Origin of the sequence: Trichocoleus sp. ST-U2, assembly GCF_039961875.1 — a bacterium.
In the GTDB taxonomy this organism is placed as follows: Bacteria; Cyanobacteriota; Cyanobacteriia; order Cyanobacteriales; family FACHB-T130; genus FACHB-T130.
Window position 1 is genome coordinate 21,921 of sequence record NZ_JAMPJY010000049.1, and the last position, 22,724, is coordinate 44,644.

Genomic DNA, 22,724 nt, shown 5'->3' on the forward strand with positions numbered 1-22,724 from the left:
GGAATTGAAACTGGCATGACTTTTTCCCTCATTGCAGGTAATTCATCGGAGGGTAAACCACAAGAGTTACCCCTACATGACTCACTAACAAGAGGTCTACATCTCAACTACTCAGTCTTCCGGGTAGCTGAATCATTACGCTTAAAATCTTTACTTTATGCTGAGCTAACGCTACTCACACTTGGTTGAGCGCATTAAATGATTCCTAAAGGCGAGATCCCGGACTTCTTGAAGAAGTTCGGGATCTGAACTACTGGCATCTGACAACTTTAATAGGATTGCTATTCACCTTTTGATTAGATAGCGGTGACGGGCGCACTATGAAGCGTAGCGTTCTTATCTTTTTTCAATTGTGCTTCGATTGCATCGCAGGCAACTTTAACCCCGTTTTCTGCTCGTACCTTATTGCCAACTTCTGCGGCTTTAGCCTGGTAGCGAGGTTCGCGTAATAGGCGATCGAGTTCCTTAGCCGCACGAGAAGCAGTGTAGCGATCGCGATCGATAGTTCGTCCGACTCCTAAACGAGTAATCCGTGCTGCATTGTCTGGTTGGTCGTTACTAAAGGGTACGACCAACATCGGGCGACCGGAACGCAACACCTGTGCGGTTGTGCCTACGCCTCCTTGATGCACAATAGCAGCAGCTCGGTGAAACAGTTCCGAGTAGGGAGCGTAGTCAAAAACACCAATATCCTTGGATTGCAACTCTTTTGGTAGGGAGGGGTTATTGTTGCCAACCAGCAATACAGCCCGATAGCCCAACTTTAAGGCAGCTTTGGCACTTTCGAGGTAAAACTTGTCAGCAACCCACACGGCGGAACTTCCCAAAGTAAACACAATTGGCGGATCTCCCGCATCCAAAAATGACGCTAGTTCCGGAGATAGACCAGTATTGCCATTGCGATCGTAGAAAGTAAATCCGGTAACGCAAGTCTGTTTTGGCCAGTCGGGTTGAGGAGTTGCGAGAGCTTCTGAAAATAAAGCCAGCACTAAATCGGGGGAGTTCATCCCTTCAAACATAGAATCAGCAAGGGGAGATAAACCAAGCTGTGTCCGTAACTGTCGCAGGGGTTCATCCCACGAGCTGAAACGATTTTTAGCGAGGCGGATGAGCGCTCCATTAAACCCAGGGCCAAGTATGCGTAGATTCAGCCAACTGGGGAAAGTCGCCACTACTGGGGGATCGTAGGCGGAGAGGAACGACATCGGAGACAGTACGCTGGAAACCCAACGAATTCCCGTTTTCTCAACAACGGGCGTTGCTGCGAAGCTGAGGGGGTGTGTCACCAACAGGTCTGCATCGCGCACTGCCGACATCAGATCCTCATAAGTTTCTTGGACATAGGGTAAGATTGCTTGGCGAAAGACGTATTCTGTACCGTTTTGCTTGTCCATGATCAGACGCACAAGTTCTCGTTGCTGTTCAACGTCTGTGGGAAAATCGGGACGGACTGGGTGGAACTCAAGACCAGCCGCTTCGATTTTGTTATGGTAGAACTCAGCGGTGGCAATTACTGCTTGATGCCCGCGTGCCTTTAATTCTAAGGCGATCGCTATATAAGGATGCAAATCGCCTAACGAACCATAAGTGTGTAGAACAATCTTCATAATGGCTACCGTATCTTTTTATAGATGAGTTACTTGTATTACTACAAAACTACGGCGGTTTAAGGGTACTTGCTTCATCCGATTGGCTGACCCTAGTGGGTGATTAGGAAGAATTACCCATCATTGTCTTGAGGTAGAAGCGTACCATCTGCCAGTTTCAAGCGCTTAGAGGGAAGATGCGATCGCGCATCCCCTAAAAACACCCTCATCCGGTAAAGGCGATCGCCACAATGAAGATAAGGGGGTAAGTCTTCGTTGGCGAAAGGGTTAAGCGATGAGACAACCCAAGCAGTGGCAAATCCAAATGCAGGAACTCTTTTGGCGTTGGGGGAGAAACAAGAAATTTCGCGGATTCTTAGCATTGGTGTTGCTGGGTTTAACCGTGCGATCGCTTCCTTATCTGGCACCCGTTCGCGCCAAAGATATTGCCCAGGATACGCAAGCGATAGAATTTAGCGATCGCAATGGACTTCCTTTAGGAAGATTACTGACCCGCGACCAAGAGCATACCGCTGTGGTGCCGCTGAATCAAGTTTCGCCCCACTTTATCAACGCGATTCTAGCTGCTGAAGATGGCTCATATTATCATCACGGGGCGCTGGATCTGAAGGCTGTAGCGCGATCGATTAAAGATTCACTTCAGGCGAAAAGGATTACCTCCGGTGCATCCACGATTACGATGCAACTAGCGCGGATGTTAGATCCCGTTCCCCGCACCTTACCAGGCAAGTTGCGCGAAATTTGGCTATCTTGGCGCATCGCCGCCGGGATGAATAAAGATGCAATCCTGACTGCTTACATCAATCGCCTGCCAATGGGGGGGAATATCTATGGGTTAGAAGCTGCATCCCGTAACTATTTCGATATTCCAGCAAGCGAACTTAATCTTGCCCAAGCAAGTCTTCTCGCTGCTGTTCCTAATAATCCCACTTACTTCAATCCCTACGACCATTGGAAACGCCTTAAAAAGCGGCAGATTTATGTCCTGAATCGCATGGTTGAAGACGGTTATATTACTCGCGCACAAGCAGATCGAGCTTACAAAGAAGAGATTTCCCTAGCACCGAGACAACAGGGAATTATTGCCGCCCCTCATTTTTTATTTTGGGTATCTAATCAACTATCTAATTCTTCAATTCAAAATCAAAAATCTTCGAGCAAAGCCCCAGAAAGCGCTATCCCCAATCGGATGTCCCAGATCCGCACCAGTATCGATCGCCCTTTGCAGCAATTTGTGGAAGCGCAAGTACAGCAGGTGATCCGTACCCTCACCCCCAATAATGTTAATCATGCTGCTGCCTTAGTCATTGACAACCACACGGGGGAAGTTTTGGCTTATGTGGGTTCTCCCGATTACTTTAATGAAGCACAACTCGGTCGCAACGACGGGGTACAGGCATTACGTCAACCCGGTTCTACTTTGAAGCCTTTTTTATATGAATATGCCCTAAAAAACCGCACGATTCGCCCGAATACTATCTTGGCGGATGTGCCAACTCATTACGCGATTCCCGGCGCGAAACTCTACAGTCCTACAGATTATGATGAAACTTTTTTAGGACCAGTACGAGTTCGCGTAGCTTTGGCAAATTCTCTAAATGTTCCGGCGGTGCGGGTATTAGAAAAAGTCGGCGTGCAAAATTTTCTAAATCATCTGCATCAATTAGGATTTGAGCATTTAAATCGGTCGCCCGAACATTACGGATTGGGACTAATTTTGGGTAGCGGTGAAGTCAGTTTATGGGAGTTAACGAGGGCGTATGTTACTTTAGCAAGACGTGGAGAAGCCACCCCGCTAGTCACAACATTCTCCAACCTGCCGTCTAGCAACCGAAGACCTTCCAGGCTGCCATCTGCTAACCCTTCCACCTGGGGATTAATTGCGGATATGTTAAGCGATCGCCATGCTCGTGCGAGTGCCTTTGGGGTAGACTCGGTGCTAGCTTTACCATTCCCCGCAGCAGTTAAAACAGGCACTTCCTCGGATTTTCGAGATACTTGGACGGTTGGATTTACCACCGACTACACCGTAGCCGTCTGGGTGGGCAATTTTAACGGCGATCCTATGCGACAGGTTTCGGGGGTGACAGGTGCAGCACCCCTCTGGAATCGCATCATGTTACACCTCCATCAAAATCGAGAACCCGCCCCCTTTCTCCCTCCAGAAAATCTGGTGCAACGCCCAATCTGTGCGATTTCCGGCTTACGCCCTACCCCAGATTGCCCTTCAGTAGTGCAAGAATATTTTTACGCAGAAGATATTAGCGATTATGAGCGTCAGTCAGGTATTGCGAAGTTGCCTCCAGAGTACGATGAGTGGTTAGCAAGGCAGCATCAACCAAGTTTTGTCTCTAGTGGCGTCAAGATTTTGTCTCCTCACAATGGCGATGTTTTCTTATTGCACCCAGGTGAGAAAACGAATCCCAAAGGCACAGAGAATGCACAGACAGAAATGCAACAACTAGAGTTTAAAGTAGCTGGAACGCCCAGCCAGTCTGTAGAGTGGTGGTTAAATGGCGAAAAACTGGCAACACAACCATCGAATTCGCTATTTTGGTCGCTGCGCCCCGGTCAGTGGACTTTGGAAGCAAGAAGTGGTGAAATGACCGATAAGGTAAGTTTTCAAGTGCAGTTAGCTAAATATCGGCAGACACGCCGGGGTTTCTCGCTCAAGTCAAATTAAACCGTAGTATTAACTGGGTGGTTCGGATGCCTTTCCCTCAAACACATTGTTAATGATTGCCTGTCCTTGTACTACACGCAGTAGCCGATCCTCTGACAAATTGACAAACATTTAGGTAATTTTGGCATGAGTTGTCTAGCGGAGTTGCTGAAGATATTTAAATCTAGCCTGAGTCAGTTTTAGGTAGGGCTTACGCACGTCAACACGCTGTAGAGGCTTTTTGATTGCCATGCCCTTACGATAAAATCAGTCATTCACTAATTAACTGCGTAAGTCTTGTTAAGGAAAGGCTCTAGCGCTAAATCACCCGCAGGGCATTAGTCATAGTAAGTTTGATTGATTAGTCGTAATCTCAATCGACTTTGAAAAATACAAAATTTTGGGTGCAATCTTGCCAAATTATGCAATGCCCGCATTGACACCCTTGTTGTAACAGGTAGAAGATAGGGGCGATCGCTTCCCCCAGATTAACTATGCGCTTAAGTTTTTCTTTATTACAGTTTGTAACTGTGATAGCATCTATTCTGTCTTTTCCCTAAACAATTAGTGGAATCAAAATCCAGCGCTTTTACACTTAGGAGGATCGAAATGGCACTTAGCGACCAGCTCTTGAACCCAAGCAAAAAGGCTGAAGTTGTAGATGACTTCTGCAAATTGCTCGATGAGGAGGTCGCTTCCAAGTCAGGTATATCTGGTCTTGCCATAAAGGCAGGCTACAACGCCGTCAAGGGTATAAAGCCAGGGTACATTGGCTACGCTGTCGAGCAGTTCCTGCCAGGATGGTGTACAGCACTCGATCCCATTTGGAGAGAGAGTGTCCAGAAAGGAGATCCAGTCGCGCACTTCATTGCCAGCCGCTCTCCCGCAGCAGATGCTATCCTGAGCGTTACCGATGCCAGGATGGAGAGCGTCAGAAGCAGCCTCGTATTGGGTACCTATAAAAAATTGCGCGGCTCGGCTAAGAAAAACGTGGAGGAAGGGATACCGGGATTGGCTAAGCTTCTCGAAAAACACACCTTGGTCTGAACGAGAAGGGAACGGTCACACTCTGGTGCGGGTCGCTGTCCAAACAAGAGTGTAGAGTACGGTAGAGCTGTTCAACCCGATGCCTCTACTTACAAAAAAAGCCGTTCTCTTGGTATCAGCCTAATTCAATCAGCATTTCTATCGTACTGACGCGAAAGCCGCAGGAAGAAAATAATCGCCGCGCCGCCTCGTTAGCAACAGTCGTATCGAGGCGAATTTGTTTGACTCCAATCGAGTTAAAGCGTTCAATCGCCTGCATCACCATCGCCTTCGCAATTCCAGCTTGGCGATATTCCTCTTCAACCCAGAGGTCGTGAATAAAAGCATATTCTTGTAAACGGTAAATCGGGATTTCCCGTTCTACCGTCGCCACCAGAAACGCCACCACTTGCTTATTTTCAGCCTCAGCGACTATGAAGATATTGCGATCGTGTTGCGGTGGCGCATCCAGCGATGCACTAGACGCTATCCGACTCAACCACTTCTCATAACGCAACTCTGGATTCGGCAAGAATCCATACTTTGCTGAATCCCAAGCTTCATGCAAGGCACAAATCTTGGCAACCATCGGGAGGACAGATGGCACGTCAGCAGGTGTAGCAGGACGAATAAGCATATTTCAGTCTTTTGATGCTGAAACTGTATACTTGCTTATCCGTAGCATAGAAATGAAACATCTGGCAAAGGTGCGCGCACTTCGTGCCGCTTCGCTAACAGACTAAAGTCTGGCGCTATACAAACAAAGACTGCCTACGCAGTCTTTATAATGTTTGTTTCAGTCCGTATGTTTGTATAGGCACGAATTACATTCATTGGGTATTTTAGTAACTTATGACTCCTGAAAAGTTTTCCAATCCTTTTTTAAATCTCAATTATGAGTCTGCCTTAGAAGCTTTAGGCGATGATTATTTTGATCGAGTAGCAGCGGCAGACTTTCCTAAATATATTCTGCGCTTTCGCAACGATGAATTATTACCAATATTGGGACTGAAACCAGACACGGTGACAGACGATGATTTTATCGAAGCATTTGGGATGTTTCAAGGAGTTAGACCATTTTTAGCTTTGCGTTATCACGGCTATCAATTTGGAGAATATAACTCTCGCTTAGGCGATGGCAGAGGATTTCTCTACGGACAAGTGCGCGGTACGGATGGCGAACTTTATGACTTTGGAACGAAAGGGTCTGGTACGACTCCGTATTCTAGAGGCGGCGATGGTAGACTCACGCTTAAAGGTGGTGTCAGAGAAGTTTTAGCTGCTGAAGCGCTTCACTATTTAGGAGTGCGTACTTCCCGCTGCTTATCGATGATTGAAACGGGAGAAGGACTCTGGCGAGGCGATGAACCTTCTCCAACAAGATCCTCGGTAATGATTCGTTTCAGCCGTTCCCACATTCGTTTTGGAACATTTGAGCGATTGCACTTTTTTGGACGCAAGGATTTAACGGAAAAGCTTTTAGACCATGTAATTGAACAATATTATCCTCACCTCAAAGATAAGGAAGACCGCTACGTTCTATTTTATGCAGAATTAGTCAAGCGGGTTGCGGAACTTGCTGCCCAATGGATGTCAGTGGGATTTTGTCATGCGGTTCTAAACACCGATAATATGTCTATTACTGGGGAAAGTTTCGACTATGGTCCCTACGCTTTTATTAACACCTACGACCCCAAATTTACTGCTGCCTACTTTGACTATTACGGACGGTACAGTTACAGCAATCAACCAGGGATCTGCCAGCTCAATTTAGAAATGCTCCAACAACCCCTATCTGCGGTTATTCCTATGTCAGAGATGGAAGTTGCTCTATCCCAATTTGCCGAGCATTATAACCGAACTTACACCGCGCGGATGATCGGTAAATTGGGATTCGAGAATCTGCCCGATTTAGCCGCAGAAGAATTAGTGATGCAAACTCTGAAACTCCTGGTAGAAACACAAGTAAGCTATCACAGTTTCTTTTGGGAAGTAACAAATCAGTTTGACCGCAATTGGCGTGATGATGCGACAAACATTCTGAAAGCAGATGAATTTTTGAATGCGCCTGAGGCTACAGCATTATTGGAAGACTGGAGAAATTTATACCTGCAAACTTTACTCAGTTTCCCAGATAGCGAACTGGATAGTATAGCAACACGGTTACGTCGTCATAATCCTAAAACTGCATTAGTCAGACCCGAAATAGAAGCGGTTTGGGAGAAAATTGACCAAGAAGATAACTGGACACCGTTTTATGAATTGATTGAACGGTTGAGATTCCACAAGAATGCGATCGCTTAATCTTCATTACTTGTTTTTCCTCTGTTTGTAAATGGCGTTAATCTATTGACATAAAAGAGATATAGCCATTTCTAACTCCTTCAAAAAAACAAAAGGAGAGATAGTGTAAATATCTCTCCTTTTGTTTTTTTATCAGCACATTCTATTGCACAACAACTGATTTAACCTCTTCATTTGGGGCGAGAAATGTTGCACCTACTTCTATAGTATGGGGACTCTTGAAGGTTAATTGAGCATCAGGCTTCTGACAAGCTATCATTGTCTTGACGTGTTCCGCTTCATCATCTCGAATGTTTACAAACACATCGTAGAGGTTGTTGATGACGGGACGGCGTTCTTCCGGGACTCCTCCAGTTTGAAACTCATCGAACATATACAAGTCGCCGTCTCGATAGTAATTGATAGCAATTTGTGGGGCAGATGTAGCTTTTAATTCTGATTCATTTTCTTGCAAAAATGTATCGTAAGTATGATAAGCGTGTCCTTCAACTAATTCCATGAAATTGTAGGCAGAACGAGGCGAGAGAATGTAAAGAACAACGATCACCCAATAATAAAGTAAAGCAGTATGTTGTGCTAAAAATCTATCGAACCACTGCTGATTACCCCCTAAAGATTCCATAATCAGGAGGTGATGGAGTTCGTTCCAAGATTCCGCAAAGTGAACTTTTAACCAATCTGCTCTGCGCCACATTCCAACTGTTTCGTAAAGGTGCAAAACTGATAAATAGGCAAAGTAAGGAACACGAGCAACTGTTTCTAGGACGTAAAAACGGGGATAAGGGCGATCGCGGTAAATTGTGTTGATAACAAAGACTAATACACCGACAAGTAATCGAATCATTTGAAAAACCTCAAATATTTTGATTTATTGAAGAAGTTGAGCGGGAAGGAAGGCTGTTCGTTCCCTCTATTTGCATCCTACTCAACTCCTAAAAATAGAAAATCCGTAAATCTGACAGTGGCTGGAACGACACTATAGTTACCAAAAGTAAAAGATTGACCCGCTGCAACTTGTCCAGAGCTTTATTAAGAAAGATTAAAATATTTGGCGGGAGCTAACTTCAGCGTCCCTCTGTTAAGAAGATTGGTCAGAATAAGCAAAGAAAAGAGCGATATCTAGAGGCATCAATGCTTAACAGCAGCCAGTGCATAGAGACAAAATGCCCAATCCAGTTCACCGTGGACTTAATCGGCAGTAAATGGTCTATTCTGATTCTCCGAGAGTTGTTTACAAGCGATCGCCGTACCCACGAGTTCCTAGAAGCATTGCCTGGAATTAGCACCAAAACGTTGATGATACGGCTCAGAGAACTAGAAGAGTATGGTTTAGTGGAACGCCGAGTCTACGCAGAAATTCCTCCCCGCGTAGAGTATTCGCTCACCCAGAAGGGGCGAGAAATTCAACCCGTGATGACAGCGCTAAAGCAGGTGGGAGAACGATGGCTCAACCGAGATGCTTGTGTTTGTCCTCTTGATGGGATAGCTTTCTAGGAAAGGTCGCCTGCGTGACGCCGATTCCTAATAACAACAATCTATGGGCAAAAGATGGGCAAAAGATATCGTTCGCCCTCATTAACGCGCTTTGTGAGCCGGGATGGGCAGTTGAACATCGTGCGGCGAGGGGTATCGGGATTTCATCGGGGCGATCTATATCATTTGCTGCTTACCCTTTCCTGGGGATGGTTCTTAGCGCTGTTCAGTCTGTTGTATTTAGTCTCCAACACGGTATTTGCCCTCATCTATCTAGCTGGAGGAGATTGCATCCAGAACGCTCAACCGGGTTCCTTCCTTGACGCCTTCTTTTTCAGCGTCCAGACGATGGCGACTATCGGCTACGGTGCGATGTATCCGCGTACGCCTTACGCGAATGCGGTGGTGACAGTCGAAGCGCTGGCGGGTCTTTTCGGAGTGGCAATGGCGACGGGACTGGCATTTGCGCGGTTCTCCGTGCCAACGGCAAGCGTGCTTTTCAGTCGCGTGGCAGCGATCGCTCCCTATGATGGGGTGCCGACTCTGATGTTTCGGACGGCTAACCAGCGGCGCGACGTAATTGTAGAAGCGCAGATCCGGGTGACTTTAGTTCGCAACGAAGTCAATCGGGAGGGAGAATTCATGCGTCGGTTTTACGATCTCAAATTAGTTCGCAGTCATACATCCATGTTTGCATTGAGCTGGACGGTGATGCATCAGATTGACGAGACGAGTCCGCTTTATGGGGTTACGGTAGACTCCCTGGCTGAGTCGGAAAGCGAGATCGTCGTGATGCTGACTGGGTTAGACGAAATCGTTTCACAGACGATCCATGCCCGTCACTCCTTTGCCACGTCCGATATCCTGTGGAATATGCGTTTTGTGGACATCTTATCTAGGATGCCGGACGGGCGGCGCTCGATCGACTATACCCGCTTTCATGATGTGATGCCGATAGAATCTCTCAGGGCTAATAAGTAGCTGGAAAAAGATAGTTTTCCCTTCGCCTAAGTTCAGCAAACCCTATTGGAGACAGAGACTCAGGTAGTTTAACAATGGTTTTTTTCCTGAGACTTAATATCATTTTCTTTCAATTGTCACCTGCCAAGTTTCCAGTGTGGTACCGACAGATTGATCGAGATTTGTCAAGGCATTGAGATAATCAATCGTTGCATCCAGTTCTCGGTTTCTTGCCTCTACTAAATTATTCTGAAAACTCACAACCTGAAAAATTGACCCTCTTCCCAATCTCAGTTTTTCTTGTTCTATTTGTAGTGTTCTCTCAGCCAATTGCCTTGCTTGCTGGGCAAGTTGCACCTGTCGAAGACTTAGATTTACATTTCTAACTCTATCTGTTACTTCAATATCGATACTTTGACGCAGACTTTCTAAAGTATTTTCTGCTTTCTGGAAGTTTACTTGACTTCGTTGATAATCTCGTTCCACAGTGAGATCGCCGAAGGTACGGGACAAGATTAACCCAGCTGTTAGTTGGGTTGTGTCATCTAAGGAATCGCCGTAACCTGCATCTAAGTCTAAGTTCCAGCGCCGGTTATTATCTGCAATTAATCTTTCAAATTTTGTTCTTTCCAAGCTGAACTGTGCTTGCAAATAATCCGGTCTGTTTTGAAAGGCAATTTGTTTTAGATTATTTAAATCTAAAGACTTCGATTGCAATACTATTTTTTCTACAGGTTCAATATTAAGAGTTTGCTCGATATCTAGAATATCTAACAAAGTTAATTTGACAGACTCCAAATTATTCCGAGCCTCTAACAAGCTGACTTCTCTATTTGCAATGTCTGTCTGGCTTTGAACAATTTCAACTGGCGCGAGTCGCCCAGCCTCAATCAAGGCTTGGTTAAATTCTAAAATTTGGCGGGCGCTTTCTAGAGAAATCTGCTCAATATTCAGTCTTTCCTGCGCTCTAAGTAAATTGCGGTAGGCTAAGATAGCTTCAGTGATGGTATTAATGAGAGTTGATTTTAAACCTTGAATATTTGCTCTTTCATCGAGTCGAGCAATTTCAATAGGAGCTTGATTAACTGCAACACCAGCACCTCGTAATAGAGGTTGAGTTAAACGTAGCTGAAGATTTGAGCCAAATAGATTGTTATCTCTATCAACATTGAAATTATTTATATTTGACGTTTGACCGTTCGTTGCCCAACCAAAACTCAGCCTACCTCCCGTAGGAACCGTGACCTCAACAGTGGCACCAACACCAAGATCGCTATTCGTGCTAGTGTTTCCACCCGAACCAAAGCGATCGAGATTAAATGATAATCTAGGCGTAAAATCAGGGACAAATCTATCTTCTGCCACTGCTAAGTCTTGTCTTTGGGCGATTCTTTCTAAATAAGCATTTTTGATATCTTTATTGTTTTGCAATACCAAGATAACAACATCAGCTAGGGTTAATTGAATCCCCCGCCCAGTTGTTACGGTTTCTTGTTGGTTGGGTTTTGGTTGCGCTTGAGCCAATAAAGCGGCTGGTTTCCTAGCTTCAGAGAACGTCTTTAAAATTGACCGAGATGCGGCAACGGGAGGCGAAGATTGGGGGCGAATACTTTTTGCCGATGGGGAGATACTAGATCCCTCCAACTCTGTTTGTAAAGGCGGGCTAGTAGTCGGAGAGGGTGGGAATTGTCTTGGCTGGGTGTTAAGCGTAAAAGTTGGACTGGTTTTAGTTGCGACTGGGGAAAGAGAAGAAGGAGCGATCGCATTCTTTACACCAGTTCCCCCTAAAACTATTGCTTTGCCTATGTTCACCCCCGGACTTTCTGAGACTGGAGCCGTTTTGAGCTTTGCTCTATCCGTTGGCGAAACCATAATAGGGCGTGCGAGTTCCGGCGTCTGTGTCTGAGCCGCTGTCCGAGCATTAGCAGTTGTCGCTCTTACCAGCGTTGAATGAAGCTTAAAAACGGTGGCTAACGTTAACGTCGTGCCTAAAGTTGCAGTCACAAGCAGAACCACACCCCCAAAAGAAGAGCGGATAGGGGATGAAAACCTACCGCTAGAAACTGGAGGTTGGGCATTTGGGTTGTCGTGCTTGTGCATGAGCGCGGATAGCTTTTAGCTGGTTGATTTTAGATTTTAGATTGAACCATTGCCGATTTAATCCAAAATCTGAAATTGGGCAGCTTGACACAATGCCTATTAGTGAGGCTAAGAGTTACGCAATGCTTTCACGGGATCGAGCCGACTAGCTCTCACAGCAGGTAAAAACCCCGCGCCTACTCCCACCAAAAGTGCAGATCCTAAGGACAAGGCAGCCGTCTTGCTTTCAAATTCGTAAGGTAACTTAAAAGTTTCGGCGACAACCATCGTCAAGCCATGCACCGAGATAATAGCGGCAGTTCCCCCCAATAAACTCAGGATTGCCGCTTCCAGAATAAATTGCAGCAAGATGTCCCGCCTTTTTGCCCCAATTGCCCGCCTCAGCCCAATTTCTGGGGTACGCTCCATTACTGCTGCGATTGTGATATTGGCAATGCCGACGCCACCGATGAGTAGCGAAATGATTCCCACGGCTGTCAGCCCATTGGATGCCATTTCCAAGGTTTGCTGCTGCGCCAAGATTTCGTCTACGTTGTTCCAGGTATAAACCTCTTTGCCTGGGAAGCGCTGCTCCATCAGTTGCTTGGCTTTGTCTGCCAAATCTTCTAAGTCTTCTATTTTGTAAGGGCGTATCTTGAAGGAGCCAAGGTCGCGGCTACCCGTCAGGGCGTAGTAAAACGACATCGGTATCAATACCTCACCTTCAGGTTCCCCAAAAGATGGGGTAACGGTTGGCACGACCCCGACAACGACGTAGGGTCTTGAATTGGCATAAATGGTTTCTCCAACAGCTTTCTGACCTTTAAAAAGTTTGTCTACTAAAAATTGATCGAGCACCACGACAGGGCGATAGTTTTCAAAATCGGCAGGAGTGAAGAAGCGCCCCGCTACCAATTGCTTTCCCGACGTGAGCAGAAAGTCTTGAGTAACAGACCTCATATTAGGTTGGGCTTCTTCATCCTGAAATAAGGTTTGAGGATTCGGATAGAACCCACTAGAGGCACTGATTGCCCGCACGCCCTCTAGCCGCTGTCGCAAGTATTCCATGTCTTCTGACCGGAGTTCCCCATTCATGTAGACAGAGACTTGAGGGGCGTCTCTCTCAGCGAGTTGCTTGGCAATTACCGCTCGACTGATGCTGCCCACTTGAAGCGTGGCGCTGACTGCTGCTACACCCATAAAAACGCCCAAAGTGGTAAGGGTAGAACGCACAGGGTTACTGCGTAGGGAGTTACAGGTGAGCGCGAGGAGGTCGAAGGGGGAGAGGCTCATATCAACTTAAAAATTAGGAATTACCAATTACTTCTCATGTTTCTTTTTTCTGTTTCCCAGGCTGAGCATGAGAGCAAGGATATTAATTACCAATTACCGATTACCAATTACCAATTACCAATCACTTTTCATCTTTCTTTTCTAATTTCTCTTGAACAATAACCGGCGTTCCTGGCTCTAAGGAGGCATCCGGTGGGGGCAGCACCACGGAGTCGCCCGGTTGCAAACCTGAAGTCACTTCTACGGTTGTTAATCCCTCTAGCCCCAAAGATACGTCCCGTTTTTGCGCCTTGCCTTGATCTCGTACCCAGACAAAGGGTTTAGAACCAGAGCGCTGTATGGCTTCCGTATTCAAAACCACGACGTTCTGGCGCTGCTGCAAAATAATTTCGACGCTGACTTGGCTGCTAGGAATTAATCTGCGGGTGGGTTGGTCAAGCTTGACAGTTGCAGGCACCGTGGCTTGTCCGGATTGGCTTTCCTGCTCGCTGCTGCTAGAAGTGCTAGCGATCGCTTGGGGATACAAGCTTTGCACTCGTCCGGTAAATTTCTTCGCATCGGGACCAATCACACTAATGCGGACACGTTGATTGCTCTTCACTTTGGCAGCATTCAGCGTGGAAAGATTGAGTTTCACCAACTCTTGCGTTGGATCGCCCAAAGTCAACAGGTCATTCCCGATATTGACTCCATTCCCATTCTTGACCATGATGTTAAGAACTTTCCCTTGAATGGGCGCAGTGACGATGTTGTTTTGGAGTTGCTGCTGAAGATTTTTGATTTCCAGCACCTTCATCTGGATGTCCCGACTGGTGGTAGCGACTTCTAATTGTGCCTGCCGCAGTTCAGTTTGTGCAGTCGCCACCTTGTCTAAGATTTCTTGCTGGTCAGTTTGACGCTGCTGCTGAAGGTTCTGGAGTTCTAAGTTACTTGTACTCGCTTCTAACTGAGCATCTCGTAAAGCAGACTGGGCATCGCGGACTTGTTCTTGCTGATTCTGGAGTTCGTTGGCTGGAATGAAGCCTTTGTCAGCGAGGACTTGCAGCTGCTTGAGTTCCTGTTGGGCAGCCGTTAGCTTTTCCTGAGCTTCGGCAATCTTCTGCTGATTGCGTTTGATGCTAAGTTCCTGTTTCCGAATTGCCGCCTGCTGATTGACACGATTTTGGAGTTCTCTTCGGGCAGTTGTTAGCCTTTCCTGGGCTTCTTCAACTTTCTGGCGACTGCGTGCCAAAGTGAGTTCCTGTTTAGTAATCTCCAACTGCTGGGCGTCGAGGCTTGTTTCTTGCTTGGTGTCGCGCAGAACGATGAGTTTTTGACCGGATTGAACGCGATCGCCAAGTTGTACTAACACCCGTTCCACAGCGCTTTCCGCTGGGGATTTGAGGGTTTGCTGACCGCCTAATTCAACCACGCCACTTTCATTGATCGTGTTCTCAACGGTGCCTCGCTCTACTTTTACCAAACGCACCGCCACCGGATCGCTGGAGCGATTTAGCAGCAACCCATAAACTAGCCAACCTCCTACGCTTGCTACTGCTAGACCTGCTGACCAAGCTAACCATTTGACTCCAGCCTTGAATTCCGGTTTACCCAGTTTTCCAATTCCCAACACTTTGCCCGTCCAGTTTGCAGTAGTAAGCTGAATCACCCTGCTACTGATAATAGTTCACCGTTCAGTCTATTTTTGAGCAGGTTTGGAAGCTTGATTTTGTCCGCCGTATTCGCCGCATTGCTGAATGAGTTTAGCGACTACACCTGTCCAGCCAGTTTGATGACTAGCGCCCAGTCCTGCGCCATTATCGCCATGAAAATATTCGTAGAACAGAATTAAATCGCGCCAATGCGGGTTATTTTGAAAGGTTTCCGAGTCGCCATAAACCGGACGTTTACCTGATTCATCCTGAAGGAAAATTCGGGTTAGCCTTTGCGACAATTCTGTGGCGACTTCCCAGAGATTCATCATTTGACCAGAACCTGTGGGACACTCGACTTGGAAATCATCACCCAGGTAGTAATGAAATTTTTGAAGAGCTTCAATAATTAAATAATTAATCGGAAACCAGATAGGCCCGCGCCAGTTAGAATTTCCCCCAAATAAGCCGCTCCTGGATTCTGCGGGTTCATAATCTACCCGGTATTCTTCTCCATTTACCTCAAAAATGTATGGATTACTCGCATGAAATTTTGAAACGGAGCGAATCCCATAGGAGCTTAAAAATTCATTCTCATCGAGCATTTTCTCTAATATCCGGCGCAGTTTATCTCGATAAGCGATCGCCAGTAATCTTCTAGCACCAACCCCTGGCGTTTCCATACACGCAACATTTTGCTTTAGGTTAGGGCGATTTTGAATAAACCATTGCATTCTTTGTTGAAAACCTGGAAGTTTCTCTAAAGTTTCTGGTTCAATCGTGGCAACTGCTAATAGGGGAATCAGCCCAACCATTGACCGCACTTTTAATGGCAAATAGCTACCATCAGGTAGATGCAGCATATCGTAGTAAAAACCATCAGCTTCATCCCACAGAGATGTCTCTGCATCGCCCATACAGTTCATCGCATCAGCGATATAAAGGAAGTGTTCAAAAAATTTGCTGGCGATATCTTCGTAAGCGGAATTTTCCGGTGCCAACTCTAGCGCGATCGCTAGCATATTTAGACAGTACATTCCCATCCAACTTGTACCATCAGACTGTTCTAGGTTTCCGCCTGTAGGAAGTTCTACATTTCTGTCAAAGACACCAATGTTATCCATTCCTAAGAAACCTCCCTGAAATACATTTTTCCCTCCGATATCTTTGCGGTTCACCCACCAGGTAAAATTGAGTAGTAATTTTTGAAACACGCGCTCTAAAAACTTCTTATCAGCGCGACCATACATTTTTTGTTCAATCTTGTAAATGCGGAATGTTGCCCAAGCATGAACTGGCGGATTACCATCGCTGAAATCCCATTCATAGGCTGGTAATTGACCATTGGGATGCATATACCATTCCCGCGTCAATCTATCGAGTTGCCGCTTTGCAAAATCCGGATCGATTGTTGCTAAGGGAATGACATGAAAGGCTAAATCCCAGGCTGCAAACCAAGGATATTCCCACTTGTCCGGCATGGAAATAATGTCATCATTGAAAAGATGAATCCACTCAGAATTTCTAATGCTTTGGCGCGACTTGGGTGACGGATGAATCGGATCGCCTTTTAACCATTCCTCTACAACATAGTAATAATATTGCTTATTCCATAACATTCCCGCGAAAGCTTGCCGCTGCACATTTTGCCTGTCTTCTGTTAGCGAACAAGGAGAAGTAACTTTTTCGTAAAATTCATCAGCTTCTTGTTTGCGATTTTGGAAAGCTGTGTCAAAATCCGCACCAAATGGTTCTGCAAAGTCAGGTGAATCAGTTAGTCGTAGTCGAATCACCTTGGTTTCGCCCGCAGCAATTCTTAATCTATAATTGGCAGCAAATTTAGTTCCTGTTTGGTTAGGATTTACAGCATCTTTTTGACCGCTGACAATATAATTATTAATTCCATCTTTTACGTAGGGCGAGGGATTATTTACCCCAAACAATCTTTCCTGATTTGTTTCATTTTCTGTAAACAACAGTAGGGGCGGCGTTTCCGCACCCTGATTCCCCTCACAATAAAGCCAGCGTTCACCCAGCGTTGCTTCAGTAGCTTCTAAAATACTTAGATTATCGTCACTTTTGAGCTTTTTGATTTTGGGCTTATCTTCAGAATTATTCCAAGACCAGGTATTACGAAACCAGAGAGTCGGGAGAAGATGCAGCGTTTTCTCTTCAGTTCCTCGGTTGATAGCACTAATTTGAATTAAAATATCCTCTGGTGAAGCTTTGGCATACTCAACAAAAATATCGAAATAGGCATCAGAATCAAAAACTCCAGTATCAAGTAATTCAAATTCTCGATCTTGATAACCTCTACACTTATTTTCTTCAATGATTTGAGTATAAGGGAAGGCTTGTTGTGGATATTTATAAAGACATTTCATGTAAGAATGAGTGGGAGTATTGTCAAGATAAAAGTAATATTCCTTGACATCTTCGCCATGATTTCCTTCCTTTCCAGTTAAGCCAAAAAGCCTTTCTTTTAGGATCGGATCTTCTCCATTCCAAAGCGCGATCGCAAAACAAAGTCGCTGATGGTTATCCGAAATTCCGGCAATCCCATCTTCTCCCCAGCGATAAGCACGAGAACGAGCCTGATCGTGGGTAAAATAGTCCCAAGCCGAGCCATCAGGACTATAATCTTCTCTGACCGTTCCCCACTGTCGTTCGCTCAAATAAGAACCCCATCGCCGCCAATGAGCCTTGCGATCGCGGTCTTCTTGTAATCTAGTTTCTTCTGGAGTCATCCTACTGTTAAATGATTAAAAATTTTCTAATGAATTCTAATTAAACTCAACAAAAATTTAAGTTGCTGGTCGAATAATGCGACAGGGATTTCCAGCAGCCACAACATTTTCAGGAATATCTTTAACAACAACACTGCCAGCTCCAATCGTGGTGTTGTCGCCAATTGTTACCCCTGGACAAATGATAGTGCCGCCTCCAATCCAGACATTATTGCCAATTTTAATCGGTGTAGCGAGTTCTAGACCCGTTTGCCGAATTGCAGGATCGGTCGGATGATAGGCGGTGTAAATTTGCACGTAGGGACCAAACAAAACATTGTCACCGATATGAACGGTATTGCAGTCTAGAATTACGCATCCATAATTCATGTACAACCCGTTGCCAGCGTAAATATTGCTACCGTAGTCACAGTGAAATGGCGGTACAATTTGAACCGTTGAGCCTACCTGAGCGAACAAGTCGTTGAGAATTTGCGATCGCAACTCTAGCTCTTCCTCAGTTGTCGCATTGTACATTCTTAATAGACGAGACGCCCGTTTGCTTCCAGCAGCGAGTTCCGGGTCAGACGCTAGATATAGTTCGCCTGCCAGCATCTTCTGTTTTTCCGTTTTTTCCACGGCGTTGCTTCCTGCACTTTCTCTACAAGTATGCGTTGAAAGTCTACAGGCGTGATGAGAAAGCAATGAGAAATAGCCGCTTGTCCATGCCAAACTTTCCTCATTTACTGGCATCTGCCTAAAGGCAAAAAAAGAGAGGCTCCGCCTCCCCCTTTAGTCGTAAATTTAAATAGACATTCCCAAGCACCTGCTTAAGAATAAGAAAGTCGGATTATTTTCTCATATGAGTAGCGATCGCTTCTAGAAGTGAAGCAGTTGTAAACGGTTTAGCAAGATAACCGTTTGCACCTAAGAGTTGCCCTTGGTGAAAGAAGTTTTCAGTAGTATCAGCCGTGAGAAAGATGAAGGGAATTGGAGCTGTAACCGGATCGGAACGAAGCGCCCTGAGAACTTCGTACCCATCAAGTTCTGGCATTCTTACATCACATAAAATCAAATCGGGACGCAATTCTTTTGCCAATTGCACTCCGATGCTGCCATTTTCAGCACCAATGGCAATAAATTCTCCTTCAATCAGGATGTCTAGGATGCTCTCACGGATGACTTCTTCATCTTCAATCACCAACACTTTTGTCATCAGTTCCTATCTAGCCATTCAATGACGCTCTGACAACAAAAGGGGTATTCAGCAATTCCATTGCTCAACTGGCTTGTATCAGTTTTATAATGCGACTCTCTAAAAACTATCTTATTTCTGAGGGTCGATCTCCACCAATCGAGAGTGCCTTCTTGCTCTGTTTCAACTGTTTCCAGAGACGCTTCACTTGTTCATATGCCTGTTCGGGAGCAAGCTTGCCTCCGGTCTCTAGAGCAGAAATGTAGCCAACTTTATGAGCAAACTCTTGCAAATTGGCATTAAAAGCGAGTTGTTCGGGCGTAAATGAGCCGTAATAGCGGCTTTGAGGGTAAAGAAAGCTGTTTTTGCTCGCTTGGTCAGGATTAATCATGGCTATCTTTTTATGACATTGAGTCTTAATTTCAAAATCTCTTGTAGATGTTACCTTAACCTAAATTTAACCTAATTTGATTACCCCCTAGGGAATATTCACAAATATCAACTTTCCTGAATTACTAAACAGCAGGGATGATGTTCTGGCTTAGCTTCACCGATGCAGAGTTTACGGCACGTTGCACCCAACAAAGGCGATCTAAAGGCGATCGCGTCTCCCTCAAAAATTCAGCTACTTTCTCCTTGCCTCCATACGCTGTTGAAAGTCCCAAGACAGCACAGCAAACTGTATTGCCTGCGACACGCTAAATCTGCAAAAACAGTCATGCTTGAGGGGAACTCAGCCTAAGAATGCAAAGACGGCGATCGCTCGTTTGATGTTGCGGTAGATTTCGCAATTGGCTACCTTGCACAGACAGCGATCGCTTTTTATTGCCGGAAGCTTCTCTCAGGATGGAGACTGGAAGCAATAGGAGAGGTTTTTCGATTCCCAGCATCAGGGATAAAATCTCGCAATGCTGAGGTTACGGAGCCAGAGCGATCGCCCGATCAACTGCTAACATCAGAAAATGAAATCTAAGCCGCCACTCATTGGAATTACTACCGCTGGTCAGCTGGATACGCGCCTGTTTAGCATTAGAGGCGACTATGTAGAGGCAGTGCGCTTAGCGGGTGGCTTACCGATGTTACTACCGCCGGGAGAACCCGATCCCGCAGCCATTTTAGAAAGAATTGATGGTTTAATCTTTTCTGGCGGGGGTGATATTGACCCCGCGGTTTACAACGACTCATCCCATCCCACAGTTTATAACGTCGATCATCAGCGCGATACCTTTGAGCTAGCTTTAGCCAAGCTGGTTTTAGATACAGATATCCCAGTGCTAGGGATTTGTCGCGGCTTGGAAATTTTGGTAGTCGCAACGGGTGGCAATTTGGTGCAGCATCTGCCGGATGAATTTGGTGACGCGATCGCGCACCGCACCCATCAGTCTCGCTTCTGCGAACATCATGTGCAAATTGACCCCGATAGTCGCCTAGCAGCGATGATTGGCATTACAGAGTCGGAGATAGTCTCGTGGCATCATCAAGCGGTGCGGACAGTACCACCAGGATGGAGGGTTACGGCACGCGCTTCTGATGGTGTAATTGAAGCGATGGAACACAAACAGCATCCTTGGGCGATCGCACTTCAGTGGCATCCAGAACTCGCTCTCCAAGATCCCTATCAGCAACGCATCTTTCAGGCGTTAGTCGAGACAGCACGTAAGCGCACAATTTAATTTTCAAGAGATCCACGTGTTCTCGACTACAAGGCACGGACACATCTCGAAAAGGCTGAAACGGGAAAAAAATCTGTTTTGTAGACCTTTAATAAACGTTAGCGAAAGTGTTATTTAAATAAGCTTTTTTCGCACCCTTACTTATCGGGAAATCCAAAAACGAAGATTGTATCTATCTCTATCGTGTTCATCTGTGTTTAGACGTGATTTCCCTATTAAATGATTTTTCCAAAAAGAGAAAAAACCTCTCGATGAAGCGTCTCGTGGCAATTTTCGGTATTGTTGGAATTCTCAATGCCTGTGCAGCTCAAACTCCTCAATCACCTCAGGCAATTGAGCAAGCAACTAATTCTACTAAATCGACGGCTTCAAACTCAAAAACGACTTCACAAACTGACAAAAGTTCCCAGATAGCGAATTCGGATAATTCAGCAACTAAATTGCCAAAACTGGTTTCCGATAAAGATGAATTGCCTTCTCAGCAATTTGATTTTCACATCCGCAACATTGTGACTGCTGGCGATACTGTAAAGTTTCAATCCCGCAAGTATGATTTTGTTTTTGACAAAAATAGTAGTAATTTTTCTGTGCAACCAGGAAGCCTCCCCAAAAATTTTGTTTCTCAGCCAGAGAAGCATCAAAAAGCACTGGGAGGAGAGTTAAATCTGCCTTCTCGTTACGAAACGATTGAACATAAAGGCAAGACTTATCAATATCGGGTAAGTCGTGAAGGGAATTCAGAAACTCCAGATTGCCAAAAAGAAGCAAAAGTCGTAATTACGCTAATTACGCCCGAAAATAAGCAACCAAAAACTCAAACCCTATACACAGGCGGTTGTCTGAGCTTTCCTTACATTACCGCCGCTAAAATTGTAGGCGATCGCTTGTGGTGGTCGCTTGCCTTTCCGCAAGGAGAAGGGTATACCGGCAAAACAACTCTCGTTGGTTATCAGCCGCAGCAGCAGAAATGGACAGTTATTCATCCACAAGGGATGGATAGACAGGAGATTCTCGATTTCGAGATTGCAGGAACTCGCGATCACCCAACATTCTGGATGGCAACAAAAATTAGTGGAGAAGGCAACAACTATTCACCAGGAATGGGATTAGTCGCGTACCGTCCCGACTCTTCTGACCTGCAATCTGGTTCTGTGACTTCGTACCGCGTAGACAACAGCCCGCTCATCGGTGTAATTCCCGATCGGTTATTGCTGGAATCAGATCGGCTTTGGGTTGGTACAGGCAACGGGGTCTGCCAGTTGCAATTGTCAGTTCCCGATAATCCTGATTGGAAATGCTGGCGATTTGCCATCACCGCACAACTACCGACCGAGAAAGTGCCTCTCTACAGCGCATTGTTGAACGACACCCCTGCGGCTACTCTCGATACGACTGCGGGAAAAACCGTTGAAGTTCTCTGGTGGTTGCCTACAGACTATACCAGTAACGATCAACCTCTGCCGCGCCGGAAAGGTCGTTACGAAGTCAGATATGAAACAGGCTTCACAGTGACGCTGGATGGGCAGGGGGCAACTTCTTGGTCTGAAATTTTTGGATCATCGGAAAAGCCGCCGGTGTGGTTTTCTCCTGTCTCCTGGCCTGGTAATGACTGGCATTGGGACGGTTCGCGCTTTGTCCGAGGATTTGATGAAGTGTGTGAGTGTCACTCTGGGGGAGGTCCTAGAGGCATTGGTTCTATAGAGCGCAATCCTAGCGGTGGCATCAACCTTAATGCCATGCGAGGCGATTTGGATTTAGTGAATTTGTCGAAGAATTCTACTAGCGTCAAATATTATTCCGGCTGGGTTGATGAGGCTTCGATCAATCCTTACCCCAGGGTGGTGCCGCAATATCCAAAAAATGCTCAACCTAATCCTCTTGAATCTATCGCTAAGCAACTCTAGTCCGGGGTTCTGTAAGGTACAACAGAAACTTTAGGAGACGCTGTTATCCACTTCAGAAATTGAGGGACGAAAATCATTAGACCTCTTGCAAAAGTCGTCGCTGGGGTAATATGGGGTCTAAAATTAGGCGATTGCTAGCTGCCGGTCATAAGTTTTACTCATCTTACCTTTGACTGAGCCGAAGTTCATAA

The 22,724-nt window shown here is 45.8% G+C and carries 20 protein-coding genes; 8 read left to right on the forward strand and 12 right to left on the reverse strand.

Features of this window, described 5'->3' with window-relative positions; translation table 11 throughout:
- Positions 1-296: 296 nt before the first annotated feature.
- Entirely contained in the window at positions 297-1,607 is a 1,311-nt protein-coding gene (locus NC996_RS23540; RefSeq protein ID WP_190686721.1) for a glycosyltransferase, read from the reverse strand.
- A 113-nt stretch (positions 1,608-1,720) separates the two neighbouring features.
- Positions 1,721-2,014, reverse strand: a complete 294-nt coding sequence (locus tag NC996_RS23545) for a hypothetical protein (protein ID WP_348260028.1) — start codon at positions 2,012-2,014, stop codon at positions 1,721-1,723.
- Here NC996_RS23545 and pbpC point away from each other — a divergent pair.
- Positions 1,912-4,290: a penicillin-binding protein 1C gene (gene pbpC, locus NC996_RS23550; RefSeq protein ID WP_242037599.1), complete on the forward strand. Its 2,379-nt coding sequence runs from the start codon at positions 1,912-1,914 to the stop codon at positions 4,288-4,290. The two genes, NC996_RS23545 and pbpC, sit on opposite strands and share 103 nt — an antisense overlap.
- A gap of 588 nt (positions 4,291-4,878) precedes the next feature.
- Positions 4,879-5,316 carry a hypothetical protein gene (locus NC996_RS23555; RefSeq protein ID WP_190686726.1) on the forward strand — a complete coding sequence of 146 codons (438 nt, stop codon included), beginning with the start codon at positions 4,879-4,881 and terminating at the stop codon, positions 5,314-5,316.
- 115 nt (positions 5,317-5,431) lie between these two features.
- Here the strand turns inward: NC996_RS23555 and NC996_RS23560 are convergent, their stop codons facing one another.
- Positions 5,432-5,932 carry a GNAT family N-acetyltransferase gene (locus NC996_RS23560; protein ID WP_190686729.1) on the reverse strand — a complete coding sequence of 167 codons (501 nt, stop codon included), beginning with the start codon at positions 5,930-5,932 and terminating at the stop codon, positions 5,432-5,434.
- Positions 5,933-6,147: 215 nt separating this feature from the next.
- On the opposite strand from NC996_RS23560, the gene NC996_RS23565 reads away from it, so the two are divergent.
- Complete coding sequence (locus NC996_RS23565; protein WP_190533851.1) at positions 6,148-7,599, forward strand: YdiU family protein; 1,452 nt, start codon at positions 6,148-6,150, stop codon at positions 7,597-7,599.
- A gap of 142 nt (positions 7,600-7,741) precedes the next feature.
- Here NC996_RS23565 and NC996_RS23570 read toward each other — a convergent pair whose 3' ends face one another.
- Positions 7,742-8,443, reverse strand: a complete 702-nt coding sequence (locus NC996_RS23570) for an alternative oxidase (protein WP_190686732.1) — start codon at positions 8,441-8,443, stop codon at positions 7,742-7,744.
- Positions 8,444-8,730: 287 nt separating this feature from the next.
- Here NC996_RS23570 and NC996_RS23575 point away from each other — a divergent pair, with 287 nt between their 5' ends.
- Both NC996_RS23575 and NC996_RS23580 read left to right on the forward strand, forming a co-directional pair.
- Complete coding sequence (locus NC996_RS23575; RefSeq protein WP_190410050.1) at positions 8,731-9,093, forward strand: helix-turn-helix domain-containing protein; 363 nt, start codon at positions 8,731-8,733, stop codon at positions 9,091-9,093.
- A 54-nt stretch (positions 9,094-9,147) separates the two neighbouring features.
- Positions 9,148-10,053, forward strand: coding sequence for an ion channel (locus NC996_RS23580; RefSeq protein ID WP_190686734.1), 906 nt, complete (start codon positions 9,148-9,150; stop codon positions 10,051-10,053).
- A 99-nt stretch (positions 10,054-10,152) separates the two neighbouring features.
- Here the strand turns inward: NC996_RS23580 and NC996_RS23585 are convergent, their stop codons facing one another.
- From NC996_RS23585 to NC996_RS23615, 7 genes are all read right to left on the reverse strand, one after another.
- Positions 10,153-12,132, reverse strand: a complete 1,980-nt coding sequence (locus NC996_RS23585; RefSeq protein ID WP_190686737.1) for a TolC family protein — start codon at positions 12,130-12,132, stop codon at positions 10,153-10,155.
- Positions 12,133-12,240: 108 nt separating this feature from the next.
- Positions 12,241-13,404, reverse strand: coding sequence for an ABC transporter permease (locus NC996_RS23590; protein WP_190686740.1), 1,164 nt, complete (start codon positions 13,402-13,404; stop codon positions 12,241-12,243).
- 121 nt (positions 13,405-13,525) lie between these two features.
- Entirely contained in the window at positions 13,526-15,052 is a 1,527-nt protein-coding gene (locus NC996_RS23595; RefSeq protein ID WP_339380368.1) for an efflux RND transporter periplasmic adaptor subunit, read from the reverse strand.
- Positions 15,053-15,082: 30 nt separating this feature from the next.
- Positions 15,083-17,782 carry a glucosidase gene (locus NC996_RS23600; protein ID WP_190686743.1) on the reverse strand — a complete coding sequence of 900 codons (2,700 nt, stop codon included), beginning with the start codon at positions 17,780-17,782 and terminating at the stop codon, positions 15,083-15,085.
- Between the two features lie 57 nt (positions 17,783-17,839).
- A complete protein-coding gene (locus NC996_RS23605) occupies positions 17,840-18,400 on the reverse strand; it encodes a sugar O-acetyltransferase (protein WP_190667094.1) in 561 nt (186 codons plus the stop codon).
- Positions 18,401-18,611: 211 nt separating this feature from the next.
- Positions 18,612-18,977 carry a response regulator gene (locus tag NC996_RS23610; protein ID WP_190410056.1) on the reverse strand — a complete coding sequence of 122 codons (366 nt, stop codon included), beginning with the start codon at positions 18,975-18,977 and terminating at the stop codon, positions 18,612-18,614.
- Positions 18,978-19,083: 106 nt separating this feature from the next.
- Entirely contained in the window at positions 19,084-19,347 is a 264-nt protein-coding gene (locus NC996_RS23615; RefSeq protein ID WP_190410057.1) for a hypothetical protein, read from the reverse strand.
- 137 nt (positions 19,348-19,484) lie between these two features.
- Between NC996_RS23615 and NC996_RS23620 the strand changes: the two genes are divergently transcribed.
- Positions 19,485-19,658: a hypothetical protein gene (locus tag NC996_RS23620; RefSeq protein ID WP_190527119.1), complete on the forward strand. Its 174-nt coding sequence runs from the start codon at positions 19,485-19,487 to the stop codon at positions 19,656-19,658.
- A gap of 14 nt (positions 19,659-19,672) precedes the next feature.
- On the opposite strand, the gene NC996_RS23625 is transcribed toward NC996_RS23620, so the two are convergent.
- Complete coding sequence (locus NC996_RS23625; RefSeq protein ID WP_190686746.1) at positions 19,673-19,846, reverse strand: hypothetical protein; 174 nt, start codon at positions 19,844-19,846, stop codon at positions 19,673-19,675.
- A 72-nt stretch (positions 19,847-19,918) separates the two neighbouring features.
- Here NC996_RS23625 and NC996_RS23630 point away from each other — a divergent pair, with 72 nt between their 5' ends.
- Both NC996_RS23630 and NC996_RS23635 read left to right on the forward strand, forming a co-directional pair.
- The gene (locus NC996_RS23630; protein WP_190686748.1) at positions 19,919-20,629 is read left to right on the forward strand and encodes a gamma-glutamyl-gamma-aminobutyrate hydrolase family protein; all 711 of its coding nucleotides are present in this window, start codon (positions 19,919-19,921) and stop codon (positions 20,627-20,629) included.
- Between the two features lie 251 nt (positions 20,630-20,880).
- The gene (locus tag NC996_RS23635) at positions 20,881-22,533 is read left to right on the forward strand and encodes a hypothetical protein (protein WP_190686751.1); all 1,653 of its coding nucleotides are present in this window, start codon (positions 20,881-20,883) and stop codon (positions 22,531-22,533) included.
- Positions 22,534-22,724: the final 191 nt, after the last annotated feature.